Annotated in this window: 18 protein-coding genes; all 18 read left to right on the top strand. The window is 44.3% G+C overall.

Going from position 1 to position 17,707, the window contains the following annotated elements; translation table 11 throughout:
- The first annotated feature begins 1 nt into the window (after position 1).
- Positions 2-1,213 carry an NADH-quinone oxidoreductase subunit D gene (locus ABIB39_RS01695; RefSeq protein ID WP_354426866.1) on the top strand — a complete coding sequence of 404 codons (1,212 nt, stop codon included), beginning with the start codon at positions 2-4 and terminating at the stop codon, positions 1,211-1,213.
- The gene (locus ABIB39_RS01690) at positions 1,206-1,730 is read left to right on the top strand and encodes an NADH-quinone oxidoreductase subunit NuoE family protein (RefSeq protein WP_354426865.1); all 525 of its coding nucleotides are present in this window, start codon (positions 1,206-1,208) and stop codon (positions 1,728-1,730) included. The genes ABIB39_RS01695 and ABIB39_RS01690 overlap by 8 nt, the downstream gene beginning before the upstream one ends.
- On the top strand, positions 1,730-3,094 hold the full coding sequence (gene nuoF / locus ABIB39_RS01685; protein WP_354426864.1) for an NADH-quinone oxidoreductase subunit NuoF: 1,365 nt from the start codon (positions 1,730-1,732) through the stop codon (positions 3,092-3,094). The genes ABIB39_RS01690 and nuoF overlap by 1 nt, the downstream gene beginning before the upstream one ends.
- A 158-nt stretch (positions 3,095-3,252) precedes the next feature.
- Positions 3,253-4,251 (top strand): NADH-quinone oxidoreductase subunit G, encoded by a 999-nt coding sequence (locus ABIB39_RS01680; protein WP_354426863.1) that lies wholly within the window; start codon positions 3,253-3,255, stop codon positions 4,249-4,251.
- Positions 4,251-5,285, top strand: a complete 1,035-nt coding sequence (nuoH, locus tag ABIB39_RS01675) for an NADH-quinone oxidoreductase subunit NuoH (protein ID WP_354426862.1) — start codon at positions 4,251-4,253, stop codon at positions 5,283-5,285. Before ABIB39_RS01680 ends, nuoH begins: the two co-directional genes overlap by 1 nt.
- Positions 5,286-5,296: 11 nt before the next feature.
- Entirely contained in the window at positions 5,297-5,794 is a 498-nt protein-coding gene (locus tag ABIB39_RS01670; protein WP_354426861.1) for a NuoI/complex I 23 kDa subunit family protein, read from the top strand.
- Between the two features lie 60 nt (positions 5,795-5,854).
- Positions 5,855-6,364, top strand: a complete 510-nt coding sequence (locus ABIB39_RS01665) for an NADH-quinone oxidoreductase subunit J family protein (RefSeq protein WP_354426860.1) — start codon at positions 5,855-5,857, stop codon at positions 6,362-6,364.
- On the top strand, positions 6,364-6,693 hold the full coding sequence (gene nuoK, locus ABIB39_RS01660) for an NADH-quinone oxidoreductase subunit NuoK (RefSeq protein ID WP_354426859.1): 330 nt from the start codon (positions 6,364-6,366) through the stop codon (positions 6,691-6,693). Before ABIB39_RS01665 ends, nuoK begins: the two co-directional genes overlap by 1 nt.
- A 119-nt stretch (positions 6,694-6,812) precedes the next feature.
- Positions 6,813-8,717, top strand: coding sequence for an NADH-quinone oxidoreductase subunit L (nuoL, locus tag ABIB39_RS01655; RefSeq protein WP_354426858.1), 1,905 nt, complete (start codon positions 6,813-6,815; stop codon positions 8,715-8,717).
- A gap of 23 nt (positions 8,718-8,740) precedes the next feature.
- Positions 8,741-10,207, top strand: coding sequence for a complex I subunit 4 family protein (locus ABIB39_RS01650; protein WP_354426857.1), 1,467 nt, complete (start codon positions 8,741-8,743; stop codon positions 10,205-10,207).
- Between the two features lie 9 nt (positions 10,208-10,216).
- A complete protein-coding gene (locus ABIB39_RS01645) occupies positions 10,217-11,596 on the top strand; it encodes an NADH-quinone oxidoreductase subunit N (RefSeq protein ID WP_354426856.1) in 1,380 nt (459 codons plus the stop codon).
- A gap of 54 nt (positions 11,597-11,650) precedes the next feature.
- Positions 11,651-12,292 carry a DedA family protein gene (locus ABIB39_RS01640; RefSeq protein ID WP_354426855.1) on the top strand — a complete coding sequence of 214 codons (642 nt, stop codon included), beginning with the start codon at positions 11,651-11,653 and terminating at the stop codon, positions 12,290-12,292.
- A 13-nt stretch (positions 12,293-12,305) separates the two neighbouring features.
- The gene (locus tag ABIB39_RS01635) at positions 12,306-12,851 is read left to right on the top strand and encodes an inorganic diphosphatase (RefSeq protein ID WP_354426854.1); all 546 of its coding nucleotides are present in this window, start codon (positions 12,306-12,308) and stop codon (positions 12,849-12,851) included.
- A gap of 8 nt (positions 12,852-12,859) precedes the next feature.
- A complete protein-coding gene (locus ABIB39_RS01630; protein ID WP_354426853.1) occupies positions 12,860-14,200 on the top strand; it encodes a hemolysin family protein in 1,341 nt (446 codons plus the stop codon).
- A gap of 94 nt (positions 14,201-14,294) precedes the next feature.
- Entirely contained in the window at positions 14,295-15,002 is a 708-nt protein-coding gene (locus tag ABIB39_RS01625) for a 16S rRNA (uracil(1498)-N(3))-methyltransferase (protein WP_354426852.1), read from the top strand.
- Complete coding sequence (locus ABIB39_RS01620; protein ID WP_354426851.1) at positions 15,003-15,665, top strand: DUF4159 domain-containing protein; 663 nt, start codon at positions 15,003-15,005, stop codon at positions 15,663-15,665.
- A gap of 100 nt (positions 15,666-15,765) precedes the next feature.
- Positions 15,766-16,263 (top strand): acyl-CoA carboxylase biotin carboxyl carrier protein subunit, encoded by a 498-nt coding sequence (locus ABIB39_RS01615; protein WP_354426850.1) that lies wholly within the window; start codon positions 15,766-15,768, stop codon positions 16,261-16,263.
- A gap of 161 nt (positions 16,264-16,424) precedes the next feature.
- Complete coding sequence (locus ABIB39_RS01610; protein WP_354426849.1) at positions 16,425-17,705, top strand: thioredoxin family protein; 1,281 nt, start codon at positions 16,425-16,427, stop codon at positions 17,703-17,705.
- Positions 17,706-17,707: the final 2 nt, after the last annotated feature.

The raw sequence follows: 17,707 nt of genomic DNA, 5'->3' as shown, positions 1-17,707 counted from the left end.
AATGCAGAACCACCCGGTATATACAGATAACGATCCGCAAACAGAATACTCCACGCTAAACCTGGGGCCTACACACCCTGCAACCCACGGTGTGTTCCAGAATGTATTGCAGATGGATGGCGAACGTATTGTAAGCGGCGTATCAACCATTGGCTACATACACCGCGCATTTGAAAAAATTGCCGAGCACCGCCCGTACTACCAGATAACCCCGCTTACAGATAGGCTTAACTATTGTTCGTCGCCCATAAACAACATGGGCTGGCACATGACGGTCGAAAAACTTTTGAACATCCAAATGCCAAAACGTGTTGATTACATGCGTGTAATTATCATGGAACTGGCCCGTATTGCCGATCATATTATTTGTAACGGTGTATTGGGTGTTGATACAGGCGCTTTTACAGGCTTCCTTTACATGATGGAGCACCGCGAAGAAATTTACGAGATCTATGAAGAAATTTGTGGCTCACGATTAACAACCAATATTGGCCGCATAGGCGGTTTCGAACGCAACTTCAACCATATCGCGTTTGCCAAGATCAAAAAGTTTTTGGTGAGGTTCCCGCCGGTATTGCGCGAGTTTGAAGCACTGTTCAATCGTAACCGGATCTTTGTTGACCGTACTAAAGATGTAGCGGCTGTTACCGCGGCCGATGCATTAAGCTACAGCTGGAGCGGCCCCATTTTGCGCGCTACCGGTGTAGATTATGATGTACGCGCGATGGAGCCGTACTCATCTTATGAAGATTTTGACTTTGAAGTACCAGTTGGCGAAAACGGCGACGTTTACAGCCGCTTTTTGGTACGTAACGAAGAAATGTGGCAAAGCCTGCGCATTATAGAGCAAGCGCTTGCCAAAATAGAGAAAGAACCAACCGATATATTCCACGCGGATGTACCGGCGTTTTACCTGCCTCCAAAAGAGGAAGTTTATAATAACATGGAAGCTTTGATTTATCACTTTAAAATTGTGATGGGCGAGGTTGATACCCCTAATGCGGAGGTTTACCACGCGGTAGAAGGTGCAAACGGCGAATTAGGCTTTTACCTTATCAATGATGGTGGCCGCTCGCCATACCGTTTACACTTCCGCAGGCCAAGTTTCATTAATTACCAGATGTATGCGCCAATGAGCAAGGGTATGTTATTATCTGATGCTATTATTAACATGAGTAGTTTAAACGTTATAGCCGGAGAGTTAGATGCTTAGTGTACAGGACACCAACACACCGGTAACATTTTCGCCGGAACTGATCAGCAAGTTTGCTGATGTGGTTAGCCGTTACCCCGAGGGGAAACAAAAATCAGCATTGTTGCCTATACTGCATTTGGTACAAGCTGAGTTTGGCTGGACCAGCGTACCCGCGATGGATAAAGTTGCCGAATATCTTGATATCCAACCTATAGAGGTTTACGAGGTAGCTTCATTTTATACCATGTACTTTTTAAAGCCGCAAGGCAAGTATATGTTAGAGGTTTGCCGTACCGGCCCTTGCGAAATTGTGGGCGCAACCCCAATAATGGACCACATAGAAAAAACACTTGGTGTTAAGGAAGGCGATGTTACCCCCGATGGCTTATTTAGCTGGAGAGGCGTAGAATGTTTGGCTGCCTGTGGCTTTGGCCCCGTGCTGCAAATTGGCCCCGAGTACACTTTTTATGAAAATTTAACCACGCAATCTGTCGATAAACTGATTGGTGACCTGAAAGGAAAAGCGAACAACTAATGGGACGCAAACTTTTACTTGAACATATAAACGTACCCGGCATCAATACATTTGATGTTTACCGCTCAAAAGGCGGTTACGCTGCTGTTGAAAAGGCTTTGAAAACCCTTACACCCGATGAGGTGGTGGAAGAGGTTAAAAAATCGGGCTTGCGCGGCCGTGGTGGTGCAGGTTTCCCTACCGGGATGAAATGGAGCTTTTTGGCTAAGCCCGAAGGTGTGGAGCGTTACTTAGTTTGTAACGCCGACGAATCTGAACCCGGTACTTTTAAAGATCGTTATTTAATGACTTACCTCCCTCACTTATTAATTGAGGGGATGATAGTAGCCAGCTTTGCGCTGGGTGCAAAAACATCATACATATACGTACGCGGCGAAATGATGCCGCAGATCCGCATCCTGGAAAAAGCCATTGCCGAAGCAAAAGCGAAGGGCTTTTTAGGAAAAAATATTTTAGGTACCGATTACAGCCTGGAGCTTTACGTACAACCGGGTGGTGGTGCTTACATCTGTGGTGAAGAAACCGCTTTGTTAGAATCATTGGAAGGTAAACGCGGTAACCCCAGGATCAAACCTCCGTTCCCGGCTATTGCTGGCTTATATGGTTGCCCAACGGTGGTAAACAACGTGGAATCTATAGCGGCTGTTGTGCCTATCATTAACGACGGTGGCGATGAGTATGCGAAATTAGGTATCGGCCGTAGTACGGGTACTAAACTGATCTCGGCAGGGGGTAACCTTAAAAAGCCGGGTGTTTACGAAATTGACCTGGGCCTGCCTGCTGAAGAATTTTTATACAGCGACGAATATTGTGGTGGCATCGCCAACGGCAAACGTTTAAAAGCGGTGGTTGCGGGTGGTTCGTCAGTGCCTATCCTGCCTGCTAACTTATTCCTGAAAACCGTTAATAACGAACCCCGCTTAATGAGTTACGAATCATTAGCCGATGGTGGTTTTGTTAGCGGTACCATGATGGGGTCGGGTGGTTTTATAGCGTATGACGAAGACCAGTGTATTGTACGCAACACCTGGAACTTTGCACGTTTCTACCACCATGAAAGTTGCGGACAATGTTCGCCTTGCCGTGAGGGTACCGGATGGATGGAAAAAGTTTTACACCGCCTGGAATACGGACACGGTAAAATGAGCGACATGGACCTGCTGATTGATGTATCAAAGAAAATTGAAGGTAATACCATTTGCCCGCTTGGTGATGCAGCGGCATGGCCGGTAGCCAGCGCCATCCGTCACTTTAGGGACGAGTTTGAATGGCATGTAACTAACCCGTCGGCAGCGTTGAGTGGTAACTATGGTATCGCGCATTACGCAGATCCGTTGCCTAAGTTGGAAGTAGTAGCAAGTTAATAAAGAATAAAACGCGTCATTGCGAGGAACGAAGCAATCCTCGATAGAGTAGTTTGCGACATACGCGTCGAAGATTGCCAAGCTATTGATTGCAGTGACGAAACGATATATAAGAAGCACAAGGGTTTTACTTTTGACTTTTTAATTTTGAATTATAAATGAAGGTAACGATAGACGGATTTCCTATTGAAGTAGAAGCCGGGACAAGCATCCTGAACGCCGCGAGGCTGATAGGTGGCGATATTGTCCCGCCTGCTATGTGCTATTACTCTAAGCTGGAAGGCACTGGTGGTAAATGCCGTACTTGTTTGGTACAGGTAACCAAAGGTTCTGAAAAAGATCCCCGCCCTATGCCAAAGCTGGTAGCAAGCTGCCGTACTACGGTAATGGATGGTATGGAAGTGAAAAACATCACTTCGCCCGAAGTTATTGAGGCACGTAAAGGTGTGGTAGAGATGTTATTGATAAACCACCCGTTAGATTGCCCTGTGTGCGACCAGGCCGGTGAGTGCCACCTGCAAGACTTAGGTTACGAGCATGGCGCCGCGAAAACCCGTTACGAGTTTGACCGCCGTACATTCGAGCGTATAGATATTGGCGATAAGATCCAACTGCATATGACGCGTTGCATCCTTTGCTACCGTTGTGTATTTGTTGCCGATCAGATAACCGATCACCGTATCCACGGGATCTTAAACCGTGGCGATCATTCAGAAATTTCTACTTACATCCAAAAAGCGGTTGATAACGATTTCTCTGGAAACGTAATTGACGTTTGCCCGGTAGGCGCGTTAACCGATAAAACCTTCCGTTTCAAAAACCGTGTTTGGTTCACTAAACCGGTAGAGGCGCATCGCGAATGCGAAAACCCGAAATGCTGCGGTAAAGTTACCTTATGGTATAAAGGCGAGGATGTTATCCGCGTAACCGCACGTAAAGACGAGTACGGAGAAGCAGAAGAATTTATTTGCAATACCTGCCGTTTTGATAAAAAGAAAACCAGTGACTGGGTGATAGAAGGCCCGCGTAAAGTATCGCACAAGTCTGTTATCAACTCCAACCACTATGATACGCTTAAACCATTGCCGGTTGTAAAAACCAATCAAGTGTTGATAGAAGCGAATAAAGTACAATTTGAAAGGGAGACACGCCTGTAATGGAATTAACAGACATTGCCATAAAATTTGGCCTCATCATTATTATATTCCTGATAAGCCTGGTGGTAGCCATGTATTCTACTTATGCCGAGCGTAAAATAGCGGCGTTTTTCCAGGATAGGAGAGGCCCTAACCGTGCAGGCCCGTTTGGTATGTTCCAACCACTGGCGGATGGTATGAAGATGTTCATGAAGGAAGAGATCATCCCAACCAACGCTACACCTTTCTTGTTCATTGTTGGCCCTTCGTTAGCTATCCTTACCGCATGTATCGGTTCGGCGGTTATTCCGTGGGGGCAAAACCTGATAATTGGTGATAAAGTTATCCCGTTGCAGGTTACAGATATTAATGTAGGCATCCTTTATATATTCGGTGTGGTATCATTAGGCGTTTATGGCGTAATGATAGGTGGCTGGGCATCAAACAATAAATACTCCTTGTTGGGTGCTATCCGTGCGGCATCGCAAAATATAAGTTACGAAATTTCGATGGGGCTTTCTATCATTGCCCTGTTATTGGTTACCGGTACTTTAAGCCTTGGCGAAATAGCACAACAACAACACGGCTGGCACTGGAATGTGATCTATCAGCCGGTAGGTTTTATCCTGTTCCTGGTTTGCGCATTTGCAGAAACCAACCGTACGCCGTTCGATTTGCCGGAGTGTGAAACCGAGCTGGTTGGTGGTTACCACACCGAGTACTCATCCATGAAGTTGGGTTTTTACCTTTTTGCAGAGTACATCAACATGTTTATATCATCGGCAGTAATGGCTACCTTATATTGGGGTGGATACAATTACCCGGGTATGGACTGGGTTACCGCGCATGTTGGCCCTGTTATAGGCCCGCTTATTGGTACCGCGGTTTTCTTTGCTAAAATATTTCTGTTCATCTTCTTCTTTATGTGGGTACGCTGGACTATCCCGCGTTTCCGTTACGATCAGTTGATGGACCTGGGCTGGAAGATACTGATACCTTTAGCTATAGCTAATATTGTTGTCACAGGTATTGTTATTACTTTTTTAAATAGATAGGGGTTATTTCAATGGAATCATTAAGTAATAAAAAGAAGCAACTAACGGTAAAGCCGCTCAATTTTTGGGAGAGGGCTTACCTGCCAGCTATTGTGAGCGGCCTGGCCATCACCATGAAGCACTTCTTTAAAAAACCGGTTACGATTGCCTACCCCGATGAGAAACGCGAATTCTCTGAAAACTACAGGGGTCTGCACTCGCTTAAACGCGATGAAAATGGTGCCGAACGTTGTACAGCTTGCGGCCTTTGCGCGCTATCATGCCCTGCAGAAGCTATTACCATGCAAGCAGCAGAACGCCAGAAAGGTGAAGAGAATTTATATCGCGAAGAAAAATATGCTGCAGTTTACGAGATAAACATGCTACGTTGCATTTTTTGCGGCTTATGCGAAGAGGCTTGCCCTAAAGAAGCGATTTACCTGGATGGTGATATTGTACCGTCTGATTACCTGCGGAAAGATTTTATTTACGGTAAAGACAAATTAGTAGAGGCACCTTTAAATCAATAACCAAAGTTTTATACCTTTGCCCAACCTTATTACGGGCAAAAGTATTTTGTAAATATAAACATGAGTACATTTTACTTCATCGCGTTTTTATCCATATTTTTTTCGATACTGGTTATCTCTGCAAAAAACCCGGTGCATAGCATACTGTACCTTATACTCACCTTTTTTACCTTCACCATCCACTACATATTGATGAACGCCCAGTTTTTGGCGATCGTGAATTTTATAGTTTACATGGGTGCTATATTGGTGCTGTTCCTGTACACGCTGATGCTGATAAACCTGAACAAGGAGAGCGAGCCTGTTAAACCATTTATGGTGAAGATAGCCGCCGTATTTGGCGGTGGCATATTGGCCGTAGCGCTGATATCATCCCTAAAATCCTTAGGCGTGTCTGACCCGGTAGTGTTAAAGAACCCCGAGCTTGGCTTGGTGAAAAACCTTGGTAAAGTATTATTCCACGAATTTTTGTTACCGTTCGAGGTATCCTCTGTATTGCTGTTATCGGCAATGGTAGGTGCGGTACTGCTGGCAACAAAAGACCCTAAAGAACCAAAAGCAACCATCTGATGGAAAGTTTAAACCAAACCATTCAAGCGGTTCCGCTTAACCACTACATTTTATTAAGCGCTATCATATTTTCGATAGGTGTAATGGGTGTTTTATTACGCCGCAACGCTATTGTAATATTTATGTCGGTCGAGCTGATGCTTAACTCGGTTAACCTGTTGCTTACCGCATTTTCGGTTTACCGTGGCGATGCGGCCGGGCAAGTATTTGTATTTTTTATTATGGCCCTGGCCGCTGCAGAAGTTGCAGTAGGGCTTGCCATTATAGTAATGATATACCGCAACACCAACTCTATCGATATTAACGTATTGAACAGGTTGAAGTGGTAAAATGCCCCACCCAAACCCTCCCCGAAGGAGAGGGGCTTAGAAAGGCAATGAACAGAATTTGTATAACCAATAAAAAAATTAAAAAATCTCCCCTATCGGGGGAGATTTAGAGGGGGCTTATGGACAATTTGATCTGGCTTATTCCTGTACTACCCTTAGCCGGTTTCGTTATAAACGGACTGGGGCGTAATACCCTGTCTAAAGGTATTATCGGTGCTATCGGTAGCTTATTGGTATTGGTTGCATTTGGTTTAAGTGTTGTTACTTTCTTCCAGATAAAAAACTCGGGTGTGCCGGTTGAGGTAATGCTGTTCGACTGGATCTCGGTTGGTAGCTTCCATATTCCGTTCGCGTTCCTGATAGACCAGTTAAGCTCCATTATGCTGCTGATCATCACCGGGGTGGGTTTCCTGATCCACTTATACTCGGTAGGTTACATGCATGATGATAAGGGTTTTGGTAAGTTCTTCGCTTATTTAAACCTGTTTGTTTTCTTCATGCTGCTGCTGGTAATGGGCAGCAATTACGTGGTAATGTTTATCGGTTGGGAAGGCGTTGGTTTGTGCTCATACCTGCTTATCGGTTTCTGGTACACCAACCCAAGCTATGCCGATGCCGCTAAGAAGGCATTTATTATGAACCGTATTGGCGACCTCGGCTTTTTGCTGGGCATATTCCTGCTGGTAAATACATTCGGCAGTACAAACTTTGCGGATATTTTCCCTAAAGCACCGGAGGCGGTTGCTGCAGGTGCCCCAATAGTATTAATTACGCTATTGTTATTTGTAGGTGCAGTTGGTAAATCGGCACAGTTGCCATTGTTTACCTGGTTACCGGATGCGATGGCCGGCCCAACCCCGGTATCAGCACTGATCCACGCGGCAACGATGGTTACGGCAGGTATCTATATGATAGCCCGCTCTAATATTCTGTTCACCCTTGCGCCGGATACGATGGAAGTGATTGCCATCATCGGTTTAGCTACCGCGGCTTTTGCGGCATTAATTGCGCTTACACAAACAGATATCAAGAAAGTATTGGCTTATTCTACCGTATCGCAACTGGGCTATATGTTTTTAGGCCTGGGCGTTGGTGCTTATACAGGCGCTTTCTTCCATGTACTTACACACGCTTTCTTTAAAGCATTGTTATTCCTGGGGGCAGGTTCTGTTATCCACGCCATGAGCGGGGAGCAGGACATGCGCAAAATGGGCGGATTAAAAGGTAAGATCAAGGTCACTTTTATTACCATGCTGGTTGGTACTATCGCTATAGCGGGTATACCTCCGTTTTCGGGTTTCTTTTCAAAAGACGAAATTTTGGCCGCGGCCTTTGCACATAGTACAACGTTTTATGTAGTGGGTGTTATCACCGCAGGGTTAACCTCGTTCTATATGTTTAGGATGATGTATCTTACCTTCTGGGGTAAGTTCCGCGGGACGCATGAGCAGGAACACCACGTGCACGAGTCGCCTGCAAATATGACCATCCCGTTGATCGTGCTGGCTATATTATCTGCCGTTGCAGGTATGATAGGTGTACCGGCAGTTATGGGAGGCCACCACGAATTAGGCGCTTACCTTGCACCTGTATTTGAAGCATCACATACAATACTTGGCGAGCACGAACTAAGCCATAATACTGAATGGATCCTGATGGGCGCTTCTGTATTGATCGCGTTATTGGCGATGGGCTATGCCTACAGCAAATACGTGAGCGGCTCGCATGTGCCGGTCTCTGATGAGGAAGAACGCCCTGCATTGGCAAACCTATCTTACCATAAATTCTATATCGACGAATTGTATGATAAGATTATCCGAAGGCCTTTGGATGCCATATCGGTGTTCTTTTACAAAGTGGTTGAACTGTTAGGCATAGACGGGTTTGTGAATGGTTTGGGTAAAGGCACATTGGAGACAAGTAAAGGCCTGCGCCTGTTACAAACAGGTAATGTGGGTTTCTACATATTTATGATGGTGGTGGGCATTATTGCCATTTTGGTGTACAGTTTATTTAAAATATAAGCGCTAAGCGCTTACCCTATAAAATGACGGTTAGTATTTTACTTTTTTTACCGGTTTTGGCAGCACTATTGGTGTTGCTGGTTAAGAACGAAGTTGCAAAGCACGCGGCATTATTTTTTGCTGTGATAGAGCTTGGCTTAGCCGGTTATTTCCTTGCGGGTTTTGTGCCCGATGCATCTGTACAATACGGGTTAGACCTGCCGTGGATCCCGCAGATGGGGGTCTACTTTAAGGCAGGTATAGATGGTATCAGCATGGTGATGGTTTTATTGACCACTGTGCTTGTTCCGGTTATTATCCTTACCACTTACAAGCACGAGTATAAAAACGCCAAAGCGTTTTACGCGCTTATCCTGTTTATGCAGGCAGGTTTATTAACCGTGTTTACCGCGCTGGATGGTTTCTTGTTCTACGTAGGATGGGAAGCAGCATTGATCCCTATTTATTTTATTTGCGCGTTATGGGGCGGCGAAAACCGCATCCGTATCAACATTAAATTTTTCATTTATACATTTGCAGGGTCGTTGTTTATGCTGTTGGGTATCATTTACCTGTACCTGCAAACACCGGGCAAGCTATACGATATTAACGGTTTTTACAATTTAAGCCTGACGCTAACACAGCAATCATGGGTTTTCTGGGCGTTCTTCATCGCGTTTGCCATTAAGATGCCTTTGTTCCCGTTCCATACCTGGCAGCCGGACACTTACACCGAAGCACCATCTGCAGGTACCATGATGTTATCGGGTATTATGCTAAAGATGGGTATCTACGGCGTTATCCGCTGGTTGATCCCGAATGCGCCCGCAGGCTTCCTGCAATGGCAAAACCTGGTGATGATATTATCGGTTATTGGTATTGTTTACGCGTCGCTGATAGCATTCAATCAAAAAGACGGTAAGCGTTTGGTTGCTTACTCCTCCATTGCGCACGTTGGCCTTATTGCCGCCGGCATCTTCGCCTGGACAACGCAAGGGGTACAAGGCGCAATGATCCAGATGCTTAGTCACGGTATCAATGTGGTAGGTATGTTCTTTATCTGGGATATCATCAGCCGCCGTTTAAACACCCGTGATATTAACCAGATGGGCGGTATTGCCAAAGTAGCGCCTAATTTTTCTATCGCATTTTTAATCATCCTTTTAGGAACGGTAGCCCTGCCATTAACCAATGGTTTTGTGGGTGAATTTTTGTTGTTGAAAGGGGTTTACAACTATAACATTTGGTTTGCCGCGGTTGCGGGTTTAACTATCATATTCGGCGCGGTTTATATGCTGCGTATGTACAAAAATGTAATGCAGGGCGAAACCAACGAATTAACCATCACCTTTACGGATATAGCCGGTTCAGAAAAATTGGTACTTGGTATAATTTGCGTGCTGATCATCGCCATCGGTGTATATCCGCAACCTATCCTGCATATCTCAGAAGCTGCGGTTACCAATTTGGTAAACACAGTAAGCGCAAAATTTAACAACGGAGGCTTTTAGAATTTATATATGACTACGCTAATAATCATATCTGTTTTACCCATCGTAATTTTATACCTGGGTTTATATAAAGTTCAGAAAGCTTTATTGCCGGTAACCGTAATTGGTTTGCTGGTAGCTTTAGGTGCAGCCGTTGCACAATGGAACGACAACGCTGTGCCAATTTACAGCGGCATGATGTTGTTTAACAATTTCTCTGTCGCGTTTTCGGTAGTAAGCATCGTCTCAACCATTTTGATCTTGCTTTTATCTAAAGGATACTTTGAGAAAATAAGCAACCACATTGCAGAGTACTATGCCATCATCCTATTCTCGTTGGCAGGGATCATCGTAATGGTATCATACCATAATTTGGTGATGATGTTTATCGGCATCGAGATCATGTCGGTAAGCTTATACATCCTTGCGGGGATCCGTAAAAGCGATTTCGCGTCAAATGAGGCCGCTTTAAAGTACTTTTTGATGGGTGCTTTTTCAACGGGTTTCCTGTTATTTGGTATCACCTTGTTATATGGTTCTTCAGGTTCTTTTGATTTGGATATGATCCGCGAGTGGGTAGTTACCCATCCCCGTAATATCGACCCAATGTTTTATACAGGTATCCTGCTGGTAATCGTGGGCCTCTGCTTCAAGGTAGGCGCTGCACCGTTCCATTTCTGGACGCCGGATGTTTACGAAGGCGCGCCTTCGCTGATCACCCTGTTCATGTCTACCGTGGTTAAGGTTGCAGGTTTCGCGGCTTTCCTGCGTTTATTCGCGGCTTGTTTCTCAACCATCGCCGCCTTTTGGACACCCGTGTTACTGGCTATAACCATCGCTACTTTGTTTATAGGTAACATAACAGCCCTATATCAACAAAGCTTTAAACGTATGATGGCTTTTTCGAGCATATCGCATGCGGGCTACCTGTTGTTTGCTATTGTAGCTTTAGGTGCTGGTTCGGCTAATTCGGTATTTGTGTATGCTACGGCTTATTCTATCGCTTCTATCATCGCCTTTGGTGCATTGATACTGGTAAGGCAGCAAACCGGCAGCGATAACTTTGAAGGATTTAACGGCTTGGCTAAGAAAAATCCTTTCCTGGCATTGGTACTTACCGTAAGCATGTTATCATTAGCGGGCATCCCGTTAACGGCCGGCTTTATTGGCAAATTTTTTATGTTTACCGGTGCTTTGGCACAATACAATACCTGGTTGGTAATAGTTGCGGTGGTTAACGCCATCATCAGCATCTTTTACTATTTCAGGGTTATTATAGCCATGTATTTCCGCAATGCAGAACGTGCCGAGGTTGAAGTACCCGCTTACTATAAGTTTGTATTAGGCTTTTCTGCCATTGCAACCATCGTTATCGGCGTTTATCCGTCATTTATATCTGCCCTTATTTAATAAGGTACGTAACTACAATTTGATTTAATATTTGTAGTTTTACGGATATAGTTAATGGAAAACTTTTGGGAATACCTTCAAAATTTAACCGACGCACAGTCTATTTTAAGCAGTGGGGGCTTTTACCTGTTGCTTATTGTGATATATGCTGAGACGGGTTTGTTTTTTGGTTTCTTCTTACCCGGCGATTATTTGCTGTTCCTGGCGGGGTTGTTAAGCGCGGCAGGTATCATCCATGTCCCTATTTACACACTGGTACTTTCTTTGATAGCAGCTGGCATTTTGGGTAATTACACAGGTTATTGGTTTGGCTACCGAACGGGGCCTGTACTGTTCAGCAAGAACGATTCCTTCTTTTTTAAGAAGCGTTATATAGTAGTCGCCGAAGAGTTTTACGCCAAATACGGCGGCATGGCTTTGATTTTAGGCAGATTTTTCCCGATAGTTAGAACTTTTGCCCCTATATTTGCAGGTGTTGTAAAAGTCGACTTTAAAAAATTTACCATTTACAACATAATTGGGAGCGTTGCCTGGGTAACAACATTAACCTTAGCGGGTTATTTTTTGGGCAGGCGGTTCCCCGACTTAAAAGATTACCTGCAGTATATTGTACTGGGGTTAATAATAATTACAACAATTCCGCTGATTATTGCTTTTGTGAAAAGACAATACGCAAAATCAAAAGACGTAAATTAATATATACAGATACATGAGCACACAACATCCCTGGCATCAGGTTTCACCGGGTGATAATATTCCTGAGATAGTAAACGCGATAATTGAGATACCAAAAGGTTCTAAAGCAAAATACGAGATAGACAAAGAGTCGGGCTTGTTAAAGCTGGACAGGGTGTTATTTTCGTCGGTAATGTACCCGGCCAACTACGGTTTTATTCCGCAAACTTATTGTGATGATAATGACCCTTTGGATATCCTGGTGCTTTGTTCAACAGACGTTTTCCCGATGTCTATCATCGAAGCGAAAGTAGTAGGCGTTATGCACATGGTTGATAACGGCGAGCAGGATGATAAGATCATCGCGGTAGCAAAAAACGACATGTCGGTTAATTACATTAACGACCTTGCCGAACTGCCGCCACACGCTATGAAAGAGATAGTACGCTTTTTTAGCGATTATAAAATACTGGAGGGTAAAAACGTAACCATTGAGCACTTGCTGGGTGTACGTTACGCGCACAAAGTGATACAAGAGGGTTTAGACCTTTATAAGTCTACCTTCCCCGATAACAAATAAAACAATAAATGGACCCCGGACCTTACGAAATTAATGCCTTCTATATTTTCCTTACCATATTTCTGGTATTGCTAAACGGATTTTTCGTGGCAGCAGAATTTGCCATGGTGAGGGTGCGGGGCTCGCAAATTGAAATCAAAGCCAAATCTGGCAGCGGTGTAGCTAAAGTTGCAAGGGGCATTTTACATAATTTAGATGGTTACCTGGCTGCCACGCAGCTCGGTATCACCATTGCATCACTGGGCTTGGGTGTTGTGGGCGAGGGCGTTGTTACGAACATTGTACTGCGCGCTTTTCTGGCTTTAGGCATCACGCTTACGCCGGGCTTTGTCACCGCAAGCCATGTACTTTCGTTTGTAGCTATAACGGTTTTGCACATTGTATTTGGCGAACTTGCTCCAAAATCATTAGCGATCCAAAAATCGGTACGTACAACGCTGGCGGTTTCGTTACCGTTAAGGGCGTTTTTTATTGCAGCCAGGCCATTTATATGGGTGTTAAATGGCTTTGCAAATTTTATCCTGAAGTTATTTGGTATAACCACTTTAGAAGGTGGCGAAGCACATCACTCATCAGAAGAGTTACAGTACCTGCTTGAACAAGGCAAGGAGACCGGCGCATTGGATTCAAACGAGCACGAATTGATTCAAAATGTGTTTGATTTTAATGAGCGCGTGGTAAAGAATATTATGGTGCCACGTACCAAGATATCGGGCATTGAGCTTGATACCAGTAAGGAAGTGCTTTTAGAAATATTGATCACTGAAGGATACTCTCGCATGCCGGTATTTGATGAAGTGATAGATAAAATTGTTGGTATTGTACACGCTAAAGATATTTTGCCACTGTTGGCCCGTGGTGAACAAATTGTATTGAAAGATATTATCCGCAAGCCATATTTTATCCCCGAAACCAAAAAGATAAACGACCTGATGGCTGAACTGCAGCAAAAGCGCATCCAGATAGCAATTGTATCTGACGAGTTTGGTGGTACTGCCGGGATGGTTACGCTGGAAGATATTGTAGAAGAATTGGTTGGCGAGATCCAGGATGAGTTTGACGAAGAGAAACCAATTGTTGAGAAATTGAACGACCGCGAATTTGTGGTTAACGCGCTTGCACCGATATATGATGTGAATGAGCATCTGCCGCATGACCTGCCCGAGGATGGCGATTTTGATACCGTATCCGGGTGGTTGGGCCATATTTTTGGTAAGATCCCTGATGTGGGCGAGCAAAAAGAAAGTAATGGCTACAACATCACTGTACTAAAAAAATCTGACCAGAACATCGAATCTGTAAAACTGGAGTTGCTTATTAACGAAGAGGACGCCGTAGATTTACATTAATGGCCAGTACCAAGTAGTTTGTATCACGACCTGGATATGCTACTTCTAAAAATCTTGATACTTGATACTAACTACCTGATACTAAAAAAGGAACATGCAGCTTTTTTATACGCCGGATATCGACCCAACTTTCTCGCAATACTTTTTAAGCGAAGAAGAAAGTAAACATGCCGTACGCGTGCTACGCCTTAGCGTTGGCGATGACGTTACACTTATAGATGGCAAAGGCGGATTATACCAAGCTGAAATAAAAGATGCCCACCCCAAGCGGACCATCCTTCAAATAAATTCGGTTGCCACCGGGTTTAACAAACGCAACCATTACCTGCACATTGCCATAGCGCCAACTAAAAATTTGGATAGGGTTGAGTGGTTTCTGGAGAAAGCTACCGAGATAGGTATAGATGAGATCTCGCTTATTATCTGTCAGCGATCCGAACGTAAAGAGGCCAAGGTGGAACGCTTGGATAAGATCATTACATCAGCTATTAAGCAATCCATTAAGGCGTATCACCCGGTACTGAATGCTCCTGTTTCGTTAAGCCAATTTTTGAAGCAGCCGTTTAACGGACAAAAATTTATAGCACACTGCGATGGTGGGGAAAAGGCAGAACTGGCACAATCTATAGAGAAACAAAACCGTTATTTGATACTGATAGGCCCCGAAGGTGATTTTAGTCCGGCCGAAGTGGATGCCGCTTTGCAGAACGGATATAAAGCCATAACTTTAGGAGAAAGCCGCCTGCGTACCGAAACAGCCGCCCTTGAAGCCTGCTTTGAGGTGAATTTTTTGAACCGATAAATGAGAAGATCCATTTTTGTTGCCACCGCTATTGGCCTGATGTTTTGCATCAGCAGCTTTACAGCGCCGTCATACAAAATGGGCAGGCTAAAATATAACGGAGGCGGCGATTGGTATGGCGACCGTACCGCACTGGTAAACCTCATCAAATTTTGTAACGATAACCTAAAGACCAACTTTATGCCCGAGGAAGAAGTGGTTGAGGTGGGCAGCGACCAGATCTATAATTACCCCTTCGTATTTATGACCGGCCATGGCAACGTGATATTTAGCGACCAAGAGGCACGCAACCTGCGCAAGTATTTAACGGGTGGTGGTTTTTTGCATATCGATGATAACTACGGGTTTGATAAATTCATTCGCCCGCAAATGAAAAAGGTATTCCCCGAATTAGATTTCGTGGAACTGCCGGCCAATTACGCCATCTATCACCAGAAATTTAGTTTCCCTAATGGGTTGCCTAAGATCCACGAACACGATGGTAAACGCCCGCAAGGCTTTGGCCTTGTTTACAAAGGCCGCCTGGTATGTTTTTACAGCTTTGAGTGTGATTTAGGAAACGGCTGGGAAGATTATGGCACCTATGCCGGCGACAGCCAGGATGCGCGTTTAAAGGCGCTTAAAATGGGTGCAAACCTTATCCAATATATTTTTATCAAATAGAGTAGGTATTCTTTTTAATTCTTAAGTCCCAAAGACGGCGGAGCCTTCTTGAGAGCCATAACAAAATAATTAACTTCGAAAAAATTACGGATCAGACGATATGTACAAAATAAAGGTTAATACGAAGCACGATTTTGAGGTAGACAAAAAAGCCGATGCGCTAACCGTTAACGGCGAAGCCATCGATGCCGATATACAGCAACTGAATGATCTGTTGTATCATGTAATAAACAACAATGGATCATACAACGCCGAGGTAGTAAGCTTTGACCGCGAAGCAAAAACTGCCGAGATAAAGGTAAACAACAATATTTACAAAGTTGCGGCTAAAGATCAGTTTGACGTACTGCTGGATAAGATGGGTCTAAGCAACCTCATGACCGCCAAAGTGAGCGAGATAAAAGCGCCTATGCCCGGCATGGTATTAAAAGTACTGGTAGAAGAAGGCGCCGAGATTAAAAAAGGCGACAACCTGTTTGTGCTGGAAGCCATGAAGATGGAAAACATCATCAAGGCCCCTGCAGATGTAACCATTAAAACCATCAAAATAAAGCCCGGCGATAAAGTTGAAAAAGGACAGATATTAATGATTTTCTAATCGCCCCTAAAAAACGGTAAGCCACATCAAATTTTGTTGTGGCTTTTTTGTTACAGTTATTACATCTCTATAATTTTGATAAATTAATGATTGGACAAATTATATTTTGATTTGCGAATTGTGTTGGTTAATTTGCATTGTCCAACTAAAGCATTGCCAACATGAAAACCATCGTCTTAACCGCGTTCATCTGCCTCGTGCTATCTACTGCCAACGGGCAGGAAAAAGGAATAAACTTTCAGACCAAACTAACCTGGGCACAGGTAAAGGAAAAGGCTCAAAAAGAGAATAAGTACATTTTTGTAGATTGCTATACCACTTGGTGTGTGCCATGCAAGGTGATGGCGAAAGATGTTTTTACCAAGCCCGAAGTATCGAACTTTTTCAATGAAAAATTTGTGAGTGTGGCACTGCAGTTTGATGAAACTAAAAAGGACGATGCCGATACCAAAAGCTGGCGCGCCGAAGTACAAAGGATAGGGACAGAATACAAGGTAAATGCTTATCCAACCTACTTGTTCTTTAATCCCGACGGGGCCTTGGTACATAGTATAATTGGCGGCTCGGACGCTGCAACGTTTCTTGAAAAATCGAAGGCTGCTTTAAACCCTGCCAGCCAGCTGGTAAACCTTAAAAAGCAATATGCCGATGGCAACCGCTCGCCCGAATTTATGTTAACTTTTATAAAAGCACTTGGCACGGCGTGGGACGGGCAAACCGCCGACGTGATCAACGTTTATCTGCCAACCCAAAAAGATCTGCTTACGCAGGGAAACTTACAGCTTATTTACCAGTCTACTAAAAAGTCTGCCGACCCCGGCTATAAAATAATACGCGAACATAGCAAGGAATTTGACGCCGTAAACGGCCCCGGTGTTAGCCGCACAATTATTAGTACCATAGCATTTGATGAGTTGGTATTACCTATAGTGCGTAAAAATGGTGCGCGCGTTAACAACGGCGGCATGTATTTTTATACAGGCGAGATCAATAAAAACGTAGATTGGGCAGCGGTAAAAGCGAAACTAAAAGCTGGCTACCCGGATTTGGCCGATGATATATTTGCCACCTCCAGGTTATCCTATTTGCGAGATCGTGAGGACTGGCCAACTTATGTTACCGAGGCCAACGCCTATGCGGATAAATACAACGACACAGAACATGCCGACCAGATAGACACTTTTGCCAATTATATTTACCTTTTTACAGATGATAAAAAGTGCCTGGAAGGTAGCTTAAATTTAACCAGAAAAGTACTTGCTATTGATGGGCCTAAAAAAGACTGGTACCTGATAATGTACGCCAATCTACTCCACAAGACCGGTAAAAAGGACGAAGCCCTCGCAATAGCCGCCGATGGTATAAAACGCCTTGGCGATAAAGCCTATGGGTTTAAAGAATTACAGGACCGGTTAACCAAAAAGGAAACCGCGCAGCAATAGCA

The sequence above is a fragment of the Mucilaginibacter sp. UYP27 genome, from assembly GCF_040547175.1.
Classification (GTDB): domain Bacteria; phylum Bacteroidota; class Bacteroidia; order Sphingobacteriales; family Sphingobacteriaceae; genus Mucilaginibacter.
Note: the sequence above shows the minus strand (reverse complement) of the source record. Positions and strands in the feature narration are given on the sequence as shown.